General features: G+C 42.4%; 15 protein-coding genes and 1 other annotated feature. Of the genes, 10 read left to right on the top strand and 5 right to left on the bottom strand.

The features are described 5' to 3' along the window. Complete coding sequence (locus tag ERJ70_RS16625) at window positions 1-303, top strand: lipid II flippase family protein (RefSeq protein ID WP_374099734.1); 303 nt, start codon at window positions 1-3, stop codon at window positions 301-303. Here the strand turns inward: ERJ70_RS16625 and ERJ70_RS20190 are convergent. Beyond that, the gene (locus ERJ70_RS20190; RefSeq protein ID WP_209369483.1) at window positions 224-397 is read right to left on the bottom strand and encodes a DUF2837 family protein; all 174 of its coding nucleotides are present in this window, start codon (window positions 395-397) and stop codon (window positions 224-226) included. The genes ERJ70_RS16625 and ERJ70_RS20190 overlap by 80 nt on opposite strands. Window positions 398-441: 44 nt before the next feature. Between ERJ70_RS20190 and ERJ70_RS20235 the strand changes: the two genes are divergently transcribed. The 8 genes from ERJ70_RS20235 to ERJ70_RS16580 all read left to right on the top strand — a co-directional run bounded on the left by ERJ70_RS20235 (window position 442) and on the right by ERJ70_RS16580 (window position 7,622). Further along, a complete protein-coding gene (locus ERJ70_RS20235; RefSeq protein ID WP_374099823.1) occupies window positions 442-522 on the top strand; it encodes a hypothetical protein in 81 nt (26 codons plus the stop codon). Window positions 523-627: 105 nt separating this feature from the next. Beyond that, entirely contained in the window at window positions 628-972 is a 345-nt protein-coding gene (locus ERJ70_RS16610; RefSeq protein WP_209365883.1) for a hypothetical protein, read from the top strand. A gap of 238 nt (window positions 973-1,210) precedes the next feature. Then, window positions 1,211-2,440 (top strand): GNAT family N-acetyltransferase, encoded by a 1,230-nt coding sequence (locus ERJ70_RS16605; protein ID WP_209365882.1) that lies wholly within the window; start codon window positions 1,211-1,213, stop codon window positions 2,438-2,440. Between the two features lie 541 nt (window positions 2,441-2,981). After that, on the top strand, window positions 2,982-3,314 hold the full coding sequence (locus tag ERJ70_RS16600; protein WP_209365881.1) for an ArsR/SmtB family transcription factor: 333 nt from the start codon (window positions 2,982-2,984) through the stop codon (window positions 3,312-3,314). 70 nt (window positions 3,315-3,384) lie between these two features. Beyond that, a complete protein-coding gene (locus ERJ70_RS16595) occupies window positions 3,385-3,867 on the top strand; it encodes an SRPBCC family protein (RefSeq protein ID WP_209365880.1) in 483 nt (160 codons plus the stop codon). A 31-nt stretch (window positions 3,868-3,898) separates the two neighbouring features. Then, window positions 3,899-4,816 (top strand): VOC family protein, encoded by a 918-nt coding sequence (locus ERJ70_RS16590; RefSeq protein ID WP_209365879.1) that lies wholly within the window; start codon window positions 3,899-3,901, stop codon window positions 4,814-4,816. Between the two features lie 364 nt (window positions 4,817-5,180). After that, window positions 5,181-6,350, top strand: coding sequence for a hypothetical protein (locus ERJ70_RS16585; protein ID WP_209365878.1), 1,170 nt, complete (start codon window positions 5,181-5,183; stop codon window positions 6,348-6,350). A 30-nt stretch (window positions 6,351-6,380) separates the two neighbouring features. After that, a complete protein-coding gene (locus ERJ70_RS16580; protein ID WP_209365877.1) occupies window positions 6,381-7,622 on the top strand; it encodes a metal-dependent hydrolase family protein in 1,242 nt (413 codons plus the stop codon). Window positions 7,623-8,642: 1,020 nt separating this feature from the next. Here the strand turns inward: ERJ70_RS16580 and ERJ70_RS16575 are convergent. The 4 genes from ERJ70_RS16575 to ERJ70_RS16560 all read right to left on the bottom strand — a co-directional run bounded on the left by ERJ70_RS16575 (window position 8,643) and on the right by ERJ70_RS16560 (window position 14,177). Next, window positions 8,643-10,439 carry a cation:proton antiporter gene (locus tag ERJ70_RS16575; protein WP_209365876.1) on the bottom strand — a complete coding sequence of 599 codons (1,797 nt, stop codon included), beginning with the start codon at window positions 10,437-10,439 and terminating at the stop codon, window positions 8,643-8,645. A 308-nt stretch (window positions 10,440-10,747) separates the two neighbouring features. Then, on the bottom strand, window positions 10,748-11,311 hold the full coding sequence (locus ERJ70_RS16570; protein WP_209365875.1) for a GNAT family N-acetyltransferase: 564 nt from the start codon (window positions 11,309-11,311) through the stop codon (window positions 10,748-10,750). An 81-nt stretch (window positions 11,312-11,392) separates the two neighbouring features. Continuing rightward, window positions 11,393-11,641, bottom strand: a binding site (T-box leader). 189 nt (window positions 11,642-11,830) lie between these two features. Then, entirely contained in the window at window positions 11,831-13,087 is a 1,257-nt protein-coding gene (locus ERJ70_RS16565) for a hypothetical protein (RefSeq protein ID WP_245208038.1), read from the bottom strand. A 214-nt stretch (window positions 13,088-13,301) separates the two neighbouring features. After that, window positions 13,302-14,177 carry an NAD-dependent epimerase/dehydratase family protein gene (locus tag ERJ70_RS16560; protein WP_209365874.1) on the bottom strand — a complete coding sequence of 292 codons (876 nt, stop codon included), beginning with the start codon at window positions 14,175-14,177 and terminating at the stop codon, window positions 13,302-13,304. 202 nt (window positions 14,178-14,379) lie between these two features. On the opposite strand from ERJ70_RS16560, the gene ERJ70_RS16555 reads away from it, so the two are divergent. Next, window positions 14,380-14,877 (top strand): DinB family protein, encoded by a 498-nt coding sequence (locus ERJ70_RS16555; RefSeq protein WP_209365873.1) that lies wholly within the window; start codon window positions 14,380-14,382, stop codon window positions 14,875-14,877. Window positions 14,878-14,893: the final 16 nt, after the last annotated feature.

Genomic DNA, 14,893 nt, shown 5'->3' with positions numbered 1-14,893 from the left:
ATGGAGCTCTTTACAGAAAAATTATTATTTATAGCTTTGTTTATTTTTATCATCCACTCGATCGAGACACTTGCTTATGCTGTGAGGTTATCAGGTGCGAGAGTTAAAATGATAGCTTCAGCTTTATCTCTCTTTAATATCATGGTTATTGTTTCAAGACTAGCTAATATGATGCAGCAACCTTTCACTGGCACTACTTTTATCGCTTTATTTTCAAGAGCGATTATTCATTTATCCAGGGAAAGAGGTTCTGTTCCTTCTTTAATGAAAAGGATATTTTCATTAGAGTATAAAGTAGTATGATTCCGAATATGGTGCCGACCGTGGATGCGCCAATAAGAATCCGAAATTGAGTTTCTACAAATTCTAGCGTATCAACATTTGGAGCAGTATCGATTAAATGTTGTTAATCAAAGAGGAAGTTACAATAAGCTAAAAAGCATGTCGTTAATGATGGTGACTTCAAGGTTATTAGGTACATTGCTTGCCCAATTGTTGTTCGTATGGGGAGCAAATATATAGCATGGTTTACGAAATTTATTGTGTAAAGGGAGGTTGTATATCTTCAAGAAGGTCTTTCTTATGAAAAGGGCAGGGATATAGAATAAGTACAAGGGGGACTACAAGATGCGGAAAAGTAAGATATTCTTCGTTGTTGCAATTTTTCTTTGTACACTGATGGGTTGTTCCCAAGAAGAAGAGGGAACTTTTATGCAAGGGGACATAACAGAAATTAACGAAGAAAGTGGAGATATGGAAGTAGAGGTAGATGCATGGACAACAGTTGGCGAGCCAGGATCTTCTACAGAGTCATTTGAATTTCTTAATGCGCCAAAGTCTCAAACTATTCGAGTTTCCAATCCGGAGAATTATGAAGAAGGGGAAAAAATCAAGGCGAAAGTGATCAAAAATTATGAAGAAGATGTATGGGATTTAGATAGATTGACATTTGAAGTAGAAGAGATAAATTAGGATATTAAGCTTAATATATTTGCTAGTCACCAATGGCTCAACGAACTGACGTACATAAGCATTGGCAAAGTCTACATGATCCTTTTTTCGTAGATTGGCTGTGGGTTTAGATTTATTTAATTCACTAGATCAATTGCCAGCAAAAGCTACAAGTTTTTTGAGAGGTTAATTGTTTTATTTGACCGGTTTTTTAAAAATGATAGCAGTGTTGAAGGAATCGTTCTATTAGGAGGATCTGATGGGAAAACAAATAAGAAAGATAATGGGTAACGATTACAAAAAGTTTAGTGAGCTGGCAAATTCGGCATTCGAAGGATTAAATGCTGATAAATGGCTTGAAAGCCACATAGAAGAAACGACAAAAGAGAATTTATATGGTGTGTTTAAAGAAGAGGAATTAGTAGCAGGAATGAGGACTTTTGATTTTGAAATGAATTATTCCTCTACCTCCATTCGTGTGGGCGGAATTGGCATGTTGGCTGTTGATATGCTGCATAAAAAAGAAAAGAATGCCTATCAATTATTGCAGTATTTTTTCACTTTAAATAAAGAGGCAAAAGTCAATCTCGTTATGTTACATCCGTTCAAAGTGAGTTTCTATAAAAAAATGGGATTTGGCATCGGTACAAAGAATTATCAATTCTACTTAAATCCAAATGAATTTCCCTACTACAATGAAAAGAGCCACTTAGAAGAGTTAACCGTTGAAGAAAGAGGACAAATTCTTGATTGTTACAACAGGATATATTCCCGAACCCACGGTATGACGAAAAGGTTTCCTTTTGAAAGAGAAATGAATAGACCTTTTTGGTTTGGAAAGGTCATTGGTTTTGTAGATGAGGGAAAAGTCAAAGGTTATTTTGTTTATAGTAGTAAAGAGGAAGATTTATATATTCATGAGCTTTTCTTTGAGTCTCCAGCTGTGATAAGAGAATTTTCAACCTTTCTGAATAGCCAATCCGACCAATTTAAGCGAGTGATCATTAACTCGAATTTTGATGAAATTATCCATTTTGTAGACTCTCCAGAAAGTGGTGAAATAACAATGGTTGATTTTCCTTCCACCACTGACCATAAACACATCGCAAATGTAGGCATTGGGGTGATGTACAGGATAATTAATTGCCTCGACTTTTTTAAGGAACTTAAAGAAAAGAACCACCTTTTCAATCCTAGTATTACACTTTCAGTTAAACTTTCCATTAACGATGATTTCTATCCTATCAATACGTTGCCCTTTATTTTATACATTCGAAATGGAAAAATCTTGGGCATAAAAGAAAGTGGGCCATTTGATGTTGAAATCAGGATGAATATAGCGGAGTTTTCATCGATGGTGATGGGAGTCGAAAATGCTCATTCCTATCTAAAATGGGGATTGATGGAAATTTCAGATGAAAGTTATATTAAATTAATAAATTCACTTTTTTATACGGACAGTAAACCTATGGTTAGTAAGGCCTTTTAATATTGATTTTTTTCAACTAACAGGTGCGTTACTTTAATAGGAACTTGGCCTTATGATTGTTCCTGTTTGTTTTAATTAAACTTTAGAGCAGCTAACAATTCCGCAATTTTCCTCCTTGATCTAAAAAGATGCCAGTGGACATACACATGTTAAGTGTTTCCCTTCCTTCAATAATTGTTTATCATCAGTCCTTAATTAAAGTAAAGGCAAGTAATTCCAATCCGTAGTGTCGGTGATGACAAAGTGTTACTGTAATATAATTAATTGCTTGACACAAGGACAAGTTCGACCTTCAGAGGTTCTTTTTTGCAATGAACCATAAACGAACGCTCGGTAATAAGTTACAACTTTTGATTTGCTGCTCGTTCATCTCGTACTAGTCCGTCCAAAGGGCATTTTCTATTCTAAAAATATCCAATAATAAAAGTAATTCATAATTTCTCTCAACTTAATTTTCCTTATTAAGAAATTTCACTTGAAGGAAAATACGGGAAGTGGTATATTGTTTTCAGAAAGTAATTTAAAAAGGAGGTCTCGAAAAATGAATGCGGCAACTTTTAGCGCTCTGGCTGAACCCAATCGAGTGAACATCCTTGAATTGCTAAGGGATTTCGGTGAGCTAACAGTTGGGGAAATTGCACAAAGACTCGGACTCAGGATGCCACAATCTTCTAAGCATCTGCATGTTCTAGCTAATGCAGGTCTTGTCAATGTGAAGGCTGATGCCAACCGACGAATTTATTCGATTCGTCAAGAATCGTTTGAAGAAATGGACCAATGGTTTGAATCTTTCATCAGAGAAAAAGAAGAACAGTTTAATCGATTTGAAGAACTTTTGATTAAGAAACAGGCAACTGAAAAGAGGAATGAATAAAAGTGATTAAAAATCAACTCATGAGTAATTTTCATAAATTAATTCTAAATTCAAAAAAGGAGCGAATACAATGTCAAGAACTAATATTGTAGCTGAAAAAGGAACGCAAGATGTTGTTATTTCTCGTATTTTTAATGCACCTCGGGAACTCGTATTCAATACTTATACAGACCCAACAACTGTTCCTGAGTGGTGGGGTCCTAAAAGATATAAGACGACAGTGGATAAAATGGATGTGAAAAAAGGTGGGATTTGGCGATTTATTCATCGGGACGGTGAAGGGAATGAATATGCATTTAATGGTGTTTATCATGAAGTCGTCTCACCTGAAAGGATAATCAATACATTTGAGGTTGAAGGTTACCCTGATTTTATTGGGCTTGTCACAATAAACTTCGAAGAATTGTCTGATGGCAAGACGAAGTTCATCGAGAAAACGGTGTATCAATCAGTAGAAGGTCGGGATGGTATGATTAAAGCAGGTATGTCTGAAGGAGCCATTGAACTTTTGGATCGGCTTGAAGAATTGCTGGATAGTATCCAGAACGTATGAAATTAGATCATATTTCCAAGGGGGAATCACGATGATAAATACTAATCAGAATATTGTTCCACATTTATGGTTTGACAAGGAGGCCAATGATGCAGCAAAGTTCTATGCATCCATTTTCCCTGAATCAAGAATTACAAATGTTACAACACTCCAGGCAACGCCATCAGGCGACTCCGATTTAGTTTCTTTTGAATTGTGGGGACAGGAGTTCATGGCAATCAATGCAGGTCCTTTTTTCAAATTCAATCCGTCGGTGTCTTTTATGGTTAATTTTGACCCATCGCAAGAAAAAGATGCGAGTGAAAAGATAAATAAAGTTTGGAACAAATTATCCAAAGGTGGCTCAGTATTGATGCCACTTGATAAGTATCCATTTAGTGATAAGTATGGCTGGATTCAAGATAAGTATGGTTTATCTTGGCAGCTGGTCCTTTCCAATCCGGAAGGTGAAGATCGGCCAACGATATTACCGTCGCTAATGTTTGTGGGTGATAAATGTGGCAGAGCGGAAGAAGCGATTCATTTTTATATGTCAATATTTAATAACTCAAAACAGGGTCTGATTGCGCGCTACCCTCAAGACATGGAACCTGACAAAGAAGGAACAATTATGTTTTCTGATTTCATGCTTGAGAATCAGTGGTTTGCCGCAATGGATAGCGCAAGAGATCATGAATTCAATTTCATTGAGGCTATCTCATTTATGGTAAAATGCGAAACACAAGATGAGATTGATTACTACTGGGATAAGTTATCAGCGGTTCCTGAATCCGAACAATGCGGCTGGTTGAAAGATAAGTATGGATTGTCCTGGCAGATCGTACCGAGAGAAAAGGACGAGATGATGAGCAACAATAGTACACAGGAACAAATTTCGCGTGTTACCCAGGCAACCCTTAAAATGAAGAAAATTGATCTTAATGGGTTACAGAAAGCATACAGGAGTTAATGAAATTCAGACCTATTGGTTGCAGGGATTTCTAGGTTAATAAAATAATAAGTTTTCGGGGCTTTCGTTAAACAAGCCATACCGAAACCAGCATGCTGAATGTTGCCTATCATTTTCTTTTATCTTCACATATCAGAACTACTTAAATAGCTATGACATTCCATTTACTTATGGAGGTCATAGCTATTTTTTATAAAAGAATGTTGCCTTTATTTTCAATAGGTTAATCGCTTACATGACTAAAGGGTGTTTAAACCGAACGCAAATTTCGACAAAATCATATAGACAGAAAATTTAGAGAGTGCTATACTATTTGAACTATTTAAATTTTTAGAAAATAAAATAAGGAATGGAGGTTTTTGGATTGTTAGAAAATCCACTAATAGCTACAGTCATACTTTTTACATTAATCGCCCTGGGAGAGTGGATTTCTATCATATCCCGGGCCAGAGTCCCGATGCTTCTGACCGCAATGGTTGGATACTTGATTTGTATTTGGACTGGTATTTTTCCGGAGAATATCTTAGATAAATCGACCTTTGGATCACTCGGAGCGATTCTGGTGGGACCGGCCATTTTGCATATGGGTACCTTGATTCCGTTTTCGCTGCTGAAAAAGCAAATCAAAGCAGTCGCCATTTCCTTGGGCGGGGTGATCGTGGCAGGTGTTCTGCTGTTGATTATCATTTCCTTGATTTTTGATTATCCGACTGCCGTAGCAGGAGTTGGCCCGATCAGTGGAGGGATCATCGCGTTGGTCGTCACCTCCGAAAAGCTGACGGAAATCGGTTTGAGCAGTCTTGTCGTGATTCCGGCATTGATTGTTGCTTTTCAAGGTGTGGTAGGCATGCCACTATCGTTATTTTTCATGAAAAAGTACGCGGCTACCATCCAAAAAGACATGGACAATGGTGTTTTTGTCCCGATGGCGGACGGGATGGATAACGGTAAAACAGAAAAAGATGATAAACCGCAAACACCGCTTCGCTCGAGCATGACGCTGAAACTGTTTTATGTATTCGTCGGGGCGGCGATCGGCGTAGCGCTTGGGGAAGTGACACCGATCAATTACAGCCTCTGGTGTCTGGCGATTGGTATTATCGGCTTGAAGCTGGGAGTCTTTGAATCTCGGACATTGGAAAAATCGAACTCATTCACGCTTGTCATGATTGCAATCATTTTTGTGGTACTTGGCACCATGGGGGGAGTCACGCCACAGCAGGTGGTTGATAACCTGCCAAGCATTCTTCTGTTTTTGTTGTTGGGGACTTTTGGCATCGCGCTTGGCGGTTACATCGTGTCCAAGCTGGTGAAATGGCATCCGTTCAAGGGAATGCCAGTCGCGCTGACCGCCTTGTTCGGTTTCCCTGGGGATTACATTTTGTGTGAAGAAGCCAGCAGAAGTATCGCGCGCAACAAAGAGGAGGAACAAATCATTTTCAATGAGTTATTGGCCCCGATGCTGATTGGCGGGTTCACCACGGTTACGGTAAGTTCGGTGGTCGTGGCAGGAATTCTGGTAGGGACTTTATAACAGAGAAGAATTTTATGAGGAGGAATTAGGATGGCAGTAAAACTGATTAAAAATGGATTCTTGGTAGATGGAAACGGCGGAGAGCCGGTAAAAGATCAAATTGTCGTCGTGGATGGGGCGAAAATTGTTTATACAGGAGCGGAAAGCGGTTATCAGCCAACCGGGCAGGAGGAAGTAATTGATGCACAAGGCGGCACCATTCTTCCGGGTCTGATTGATACCCACGTCCATATGATGATGGAATACATGCCGGTTGCCAAACGACTGGAAACACCGTTTTCCTTTATGTACTATCAAGCGGCAGAGTACTTGAAGAACACATTGGAAGCAGGCATCACTTCGGTCAGGGATGCGCTTGGAACAGACCTTGGGGTTAAAAAGGCAGTCGAGGATGGCCTGATTTCCGGACCGCGACTTCAATTGAGCATCAATGCTCTGACAATCACTGGCGGACACGGGGACGGCTATACGGTTTCGGGGAACATCTTGGACCTGCTGCCAAATGGGTATCCTGGCATGCCGAGTGGTCTTTGTGATGGCGTGGAGGAAGTCCGGAAAAAGACCCGGGAGATGCTGAGGGCAGGAGCTGAAGTCATCAAAGTCCATGCGACTGGCGGTGTGCTGAGCGCTACCGACCATCCGGAATTCACCCAGTTCTCACAAGAAGAGCTGGAAGTAATCGTCCAGGAAGGAAAGTATCGCAAAGGTGTCAAAGTAATGGCGCACGCCCAAGGGGCGGAAGGGATCAAAAATGCAGTACGTGCTGGTATTCATTCCATTGAGCACGGCATTTTCATCGATGATGAAGCGATCGAATTGATGCTCGAAAATGGCACTTATCTGGTACCGACCCTTCTTGCCCCTGTAGCAGTTTTGGAAACTGCCAAGGAAGTGGGCATGCCGGACAGCGCAGTCGAGAAATCAAAAGAAGTTATTGAAGCTCATAGACAAAGCTTTACGAAAGCATACAAAGCTGGCGTTAAAATTGCCATGGGTACAGACGCCGGAGTCATGAAGCATGGCACCAACCTTCGCGAGTTAGGTCTGATGGCCGATGCCGGTATGTCCCCAATGGAAACCATCGTCGCTTCCACTAAGACAGCAGCTGAATGTATGGGCTGGGAAGATAAGCTTGGCACCATCGAACAAGGCAAGCTTGCCGACATTGTCATTGTGAAGGGAAACCCACTGGAGGATATTTATTCGCTGGCTGATAACAACAACATCCAGGTCGTCGTGAAGGACGGCAAGGTAGAGAAGAATTTGCTGTAATAGGAGAAAATTGAAAAAGGAGAGAGTCCTTGGTGGCCTCTCTCCTTTTTGTTTAACTTCTTTCGGCGAGTCCGCCTCTTTTACAGGGAGTTGCTCTACTTTCCTGAGTTGATCTTCTTTTACAGAAAGTCGCTCTACTTTCGCGCCGAGTCGATCCACTTTGAAGCGAAATTGCTCTACTTTGTCCGAATTGCTCCTCTTTTACAGAAAGTCGCTCTACTTTCGCGCCGAATCGCTCCACTTTGAGACGAAATCGCTCTACTTTTCCCGAGTTGATCTTCTTTTACAGGAAGTCGCTCTACTTTCAAGCGGAGTCGCTCCACTTTGAAGCGAAGTCGCTCTACTTTGTCCGAATTGCTCCTCTTTTACAGAAAGTTGCTCTACTTTCAAGCCGAATCGCTCCACTTTGAGACGAAATCGCTCTACTTTTCCCGAGTTGATCTTCTTTTACAGAAAGTCGCTCTATTTTCAAGCCGAATCGCTCCACTTTGAAGCGAAGTCGCTCTACTTTGTCCGAATTGCTCCTCTTTTACAGAAAGTCGTTCCACTTTCAAGCCGAATCGCTCCACTTTGAGACGAAATCGCTCTACTTTTCCCGAGTTGATCTTCTTTTACAGAAAGTCGCTCTACTTTCAAGCCGAATCGCTCCACTTTGAAGCGAAATCGCTCTCCTTTGTCCGAATTGCTCTTTTTTTACAGGAAGTCGCTCTACTTTCAAGCCGAATCGCTCCACTTTGAGACGAAATCGCTCTCCTTTGTCCGAATTGCTCCTTTTTTACAGAAAGTCGCTCTACTTTCGCGCCGAATCGCTCCACTTTGAAGCGAAATCGCTCTCCTTTGTCCGAATTGCTCCTCTTTGCAAGAAAGTCGCTCTACTTTCAAGCCGAATCGCTCCACTTTGAAGCGAAGTCGCTCTCCTTTGTCCGAATTGCTCCTCTTTTACAGAAAGTCGCTCTACTTTCAAGCCGAATCGCTCTACTTCGCATTGAATTCGCTCTACTTGTAGTAAAATCCGTCTATTTATTTCCCCTCTGTCTTCCGCAACACTACCAGCTGATCTCCTTCTTCCAGCATAAACTTTTTCCGTAAGCTTATAAGCTCGACGCCGTTCTTTTCCTTTTTTATGAACAACGGTACCACATCTGCAGGCAGGTTTTCTCTCGTTACTTTGTTTTTTTCTTTTATGGAGATTGTTTGCAGTGAATAGGTAGTATTGATTTTTCGGTTTAGCTCGGTAAAAATAGCATCCTCGGAAAATAACAGATGTGTACGTTGGGACGTGTCCACCAGTTCTTCATCGTCGGCATTGTTCCTGCTTGGTAAAGAAAAGGTGTTGTTGTAACCGAATTCCGGTGCATACGACTGAATGACCAGGGCGTTATAAGAACTGTCGCCGGTCATCGCCAGGATGGTTTCATACGGTGTCAGGTCCACATCGTATTGTGTATGCTCGGCAAGAATTTGTCCGTGATGAACAGGGATATCTTTCGAAACTGCACCCTGAAGCCGTCCTGCAGAGGAATCACTGATCAACACGGGTATATCAAATTTTCGCAGATAATCGGCTAAAGCAATGGAAAAGCTGCTGGCACCGACGATAAGGATGCCCGGAGCAGCGTCGTTGGCCAGCCCTAATGCTTTGGCTAACGGCCTTAACGTGAATCCGTGGGCACACACGGTGATAAAGACCAGGGCGAACGTTAACGTGGTCAGCAGGGAAGCTCCCTGATGACCTTCTTCCATTAATAATGCGGAAAAATACCCCGAAACCGTCAGGGCGACTACTCCCCGTGGTGCCACCCAGCCGATCAGTCCTTTTTCTGCGAGCGTTAATTCGGTGCCGATTGTCGATATCCAAATCGATAGCGGACGGACAAGGAACAGCATGACGATCACAAATCCGATAATTGGCAGGGTGAAGATTTCTGCTATCGTTTCCCTGGAGAGGGAAGCGGTCAGCAAAATGAAAATGGTCGACGTCAACATGACCGAAATGTTTTCGACAAAATGGCTGATGTTGCCGATCGAAGAGACATACCGTTTCGTCTTGGCGAGCGTCAAGCCCATCACGGTAACCGCAAGCATCCCGGTTTCATGCATGATCACTTCTGCTGCTGTGAAGCAGATTAGTACAAACGCCAGCATGATTGGCGATTTTAAGTATTCCGGAAATACCCCTTTGCTGATCATGATACTGACGGCCATGCCGATCGCATAACCGAAGACCACTGCGATCAATGCACTGAAGAAGAAATTCAGCAGATAGTCGAATTGCAACGAATCGATAGTCAGTACTTTGATGACTTCATAAGCAAATAATGCCAGCAACGGACCGAACGGATCGACAATAATTCCTTCCCATTTGAGTGCGGCCGCGATACGTGGAGCCAATTTGGCATTCCGCAGCAAAGGGATGATCACGGTGGGACCTGTCACGACAAACAAGCCGCCGATAATAAACGATACTTCATAGCTAAGCCCGGCTATGAAGTGGGCAGCGAGTGAGCCGGCAATCCAGGCGATGAAAGCGCCGAAGGTCACGATGCGGAAGACGGACTTGGAAATCCCCCTTATTTCACGAATATCGAGACTGGAACTTCCTTCAAACAACACGATGGCGACAGCCAAAGAAATTAAAGGACTGTACAGGTTGCCTAAGGCTTCCTGTGGGTTAAACAGGCCGAAAATTGGACCGAGCAGCAAACCTGCAATCGACATGATGACGATCGATGGCCACTGAATGCGCCAGGCGAGCCATTGGGAGAAGATTCCGATACCAAGGATAATGACTATGCTTACGAGTACGATATTTTCCATCTATGTAGAACACCTCTTTGCTTCCTATGCATTTAACGAATCAACGTGCTCCCAACAAGTTAGGTAAGAGAACCGAAGGACGTTTCGTCGTTTTATCTGATATCCCGCATCTACATTTATTCTGTTAGTCTGTGGGAATATGGCTATTATAATGGATAACGCGACAGGAGAGGAGAAATTTATCCAAAATTCGTTGAAAAATATTTTCTGGATTGTTCGTCTCAGAACGGTCTTTTTCCTAAAACATCGCTATACAAAAGAAAGGGCATCGAATTTCTTCAATGCCCGTGTCTGGTTAGATTCCGATGTCATTTTATAATGGAATAAAAACATGTGTCCGTCAATTTGCTGCCATCTGCGGATAAATCATCATTTCTAAAGGTTCCTTCTAATACAAATCCAAGTTTCTCTGGGATAGCACGGCTTTTATGGTTAGTTGATTCGCATCTTATTTCAATTCTTCTAAATTTGAAATGATTTAATCCGAAGATCGTTAATTCTTTTACCGCTTCTGTCATATATCCGTTACCGCTGTGTCTTGTATTAATCCAATAACCAATTTCACATTTGGGAATATCCCAGTCAATACTCTGAAGGCTTGTTGTGCCTATAAAGCCATTGGTTTCTTTAACAAAAATAAGAAAGCGGAAACTTTCTCTTTTTAGAAAGCTTATATGAGCGTTTCTAAAATTTGTCTCTGTTTCTGCCACACTGGGAAGTTCCTGGGCAAATGGCAGCCAAGCTTTTAATTCAGGAAAGGAATCTCTGATTGCTTGGTTTACCATATCACCATCCCCGGTTTGGAGTGGCGCCCGAAGAACTAGTCTCTCTGTTTCTAATTGTAAAGGAACATCCAACAACAAAGGTTCCATTTTATTTTCCCCTTTCTAAACATTTTCGTTTCACGATGAATAATAGCGCAATAAAAAAACCCTCACCTCCAAGAAATCATTCTTGAGGACGAGAGTTGTCGCTTCGTGGTACCACCTCAGTTTGTTGATACGTCGCCATACCAACCTCTTCGGGTACGTTCATACCCTATCCTTTTATCGGAGGAACCCGTCTTGCTATCCCTGATTTTCATCAGATTGGCAAGAAGCTCCGAGGCTTTGTTCATTAAGACGAATACTACTCCCTTTCAGCAGACAGGAGCTCTCTGTTAGTATCCGCTTCTTAATTACTCTTCTCATCAACGCCGAATTATATGAAATTTTCAAAATTATACCGTTTATCATGGTTCTTGTCAAAAATTCCGTCGCTAAATTTCTCGTGTGAATAAGATTACAATCAGTTTAGCTCAATAAAATAGCCACCCAATTCACTCACGAATCAGGTAGCTATTTCTGCCTTTTCGTATTTCACACAAAAACATCACGATAAGAGCGAGGTTGTTACTTATCCTCATTATTATCATCGTCCCGGCTTTCTTCATACCGGCGTCGTTGTCGATAACCGTAAGTCGTATTCAAAACCGTATCTTCGCTTTCCAATGCGGCTCCCAATGCTCCGACAAATGTACCGACAGAACAAGCCAGCCAGGCCAGCGTAATGTAATTAGTGAAGTCGACTTCATCGTTTATTTGTGATTCCAGGATATCTGCCGGAACAAAGATGACTACTGCAAGAAAGAATAACAAGAATAGTGCTACGTAGTACATAATGACAGCAACCATTAAAGTAAATACGGTCGCTACATTATAAAGTCTGGCGATATATGGCAATCTGGCATTCATCGTATTTTCCCATAATCCATGGACAACAACGATCCATACGGAGAGCAAGGTGACAGAGGTCAACATCAGCAGTATTAACCGGAAAACTTCTAATGCGTTACTTAGCTGCCAAAGGGTAGGGAAAATTAAACCATAGGCACCCGATGTAAATGCGGCGGCAATTACCTGCTTGAAGGCCGGGAAAATGGTATAAGGCCGGTTGGCACGCACCATTCCGGTTAACATGCGCCAACTCCCGTAAATTTTCGAGTCGACTGTAAAGCGTACATCGAGATCGTAGTCGGCATCCGGAGTAGTCCTGCTGATCGGAGAAAAACGTTCAAACAGTCTTTTCCCAACAAGCTCCTTTGCACTTTTCTTTTTAAGCTTTTTGTTGTCTTTATACTTTCGCCGGAATTTTTCCTGTTGTTTCTCCCTGGCTTCCTCAGAACTGCCATAGTACATCTCATTGGTTAATTGCAAAATGCTCTCTTCCACACGGTAAAGAATTGGCGCTGCACCCAGCGCAGGCTGGGATAACCAGGCACTGCATCGATTTTGGCTTGCTTCCGCTACCACCAGTCGTTTATTAAGAAAGATGGGCAAGTCCGTGATGCTAATGGCATAATCCCACTCAAAGCGTTCCTTGCAACGAGATGTTTCCTCTAAAAGTTCGTCCGATTCTGCTGTGGCTCCTGTCAGTGGATCGGTAACTGTTTTCACTTCCCAGGTCACCTGGTCATCCACATAGCGGCTTAGATAATCTGGCAAGTTTGCCGCCAGCTTGTTTGCGATAGCTTCCGGTAAATCGGGAGAAGGGACCAGGCCCAATGTGATATCAGCTTGTGGGTTGTCGGTTTCTTGTTCCTTCAGCTCCGTCTCCAAGTGTGTTTGCTGTTGGTCGGCACTCGGTCTGGATGGATGAATGCTATCCATGGCGGTTGCTCCTTCTCTGTATAGGATTCCTATCAATAAGGGCGTTATTTACTGGTATTACCGTTTTATCGGGAAGGTAAACGCCAGCTCGGTCATCCAAATAAAGGGAACACCTGGTATTTGACTAAAAAGAGCTTGAAAAAACACCTCACACGTATAAAAAAGCCCGACTATCCAAGGGAAGTTTCGGGCTTGAGGTTATGTTTTTGTACGGTTACAACTGCACTGCCAAGTTCTCGATCAGCTTTGGCAACCAATCCTGCAGCTTGGAAAAAGCGAACCCGTTGCCTGTGGCTTTTTCATTGCTCATCGTCCATGTAGCCGGAATATTGTACGGAGAATCCGATTGTTTATCCGAGTAGATGACAGACTGCCCGGTCGTTTCGGCAATCTGGTTCAGTAACTGTTCCAAGGAAACAGAGCCATTGGTACATGCGTTGAGCGGTTCTGCTATATGCATGTCGGCAAGCCAAGCTAAAAATTGTCCAGCTTCCTGTTCAGAGATGAAATTCATCTCCGCCTGAGGATTGTCTATATAAACTCCTTGACGGTATTTGATTTTTTTTATGTATAGCGCCAACCGTCCGGTATAATCGTTTTCTCCAAGTACAATCGGGAATCGCACGGTAGTTACCGGGAAAGGAGCATGCTGGAAAAAAGCAGCTTCTGCCTGTTGTTTCCCCTCTTGATAGCTGAAAGCGTCACTTCCGGCCACCACCAGCTTTTCTTTCGTTGGATCGAAATCTTCCTCTGTTACGGGAGGAGTACTTTTCTCCATGTCGTACACAGACAAAGACGAAGTGAAAATATATTTGTATGTTTTTCCTTTGAAAATTTCCATGGCGGTCATCGCATCCTGGGATGAAAAACAAATCTGGTCATAGATGACATCCCATGTTTCATACTTGAATGCACGGGACAGGCTTTGCTTGTCCGTTCTGTCCACCTCCACCCGGCGTACGGATTCTCCGAACGGATCAGGCGTTTTCCCTCTGGTGGCAATGGTCACATGAAATCCTTTATCGAGCAGCTGGTTGACTAAATGGATTCCGAAAAACTTGGTACCTCCGAAAACAAGGGCTTTTTTCATAGCGAATCCCTCTCTCTTTCATAGGTTGAATGCGCTCTCAAAAATGGATGCGCAATGGTATTAGGAATTACCTCCCTAGTCCCAATATACTATTAACAGAAAAGTTTGTGAATCGTTATGGAACAGCACTGCAGAATACAGTACACTTTTCTTAAGGCTGTTTCGAGTAGAGAACCATTATTCCAATAAAGGAGGAACGCCCATGTCCGTTTTGACGCAACAATATAAACTTGTCCGGTACACAAGAGAAAGTTTGTTTTCCTTTTGTGAGCAGCTGACAGCCGAAGACTATACAAAAGAACTAAACGGTTTCGGTTGGGAATCGATCCGGACACTGCATGTTCACGTTGCGGATTGTTACCAGGCATGGCTCGCCCATTTTGCCCTGAAAAAAGACAGGGAGAGAGTCAACCCGGAAACAATCACGAACGTCGCGGGAATGCGGAAACAATTTATTCTGGTGAATCAGCTAGTTGACGAATTTTTAGACTGCTATCACGAAGACGATTCCCAGCAGATAATTGGCTCTGTACCATGGCAAGAAGAGGAGGAACGTCTTTCCGCCCTCTGGTTGTTCACCCATACGGTAACCCACGAATTTCACCATAAGGGTCAAATTGTCACGATGGCCCGTCAGCTTGGATATACACCAGTCGATACGGATTTATTGACCCCAACCGATATGAATCATTATTTATGAGCAAGCCGGGCTTTTC

The sequence above is a fragment of the Sediminibacillus dalangtanensis genome, assembly GCF_017792025.1.
Taxonomy (GTDB): domain Bacteria; phylum Bacillota; class Bacilli; order Bacillales; family Amphibacillaceae; genus Sediminibacillus; species Sediminibacillus dalangtanensis.
Note: the sequence above shows the minus strand (reverse complement) of the source record. Positions and strands in the feature narration are given on the sequence as shown.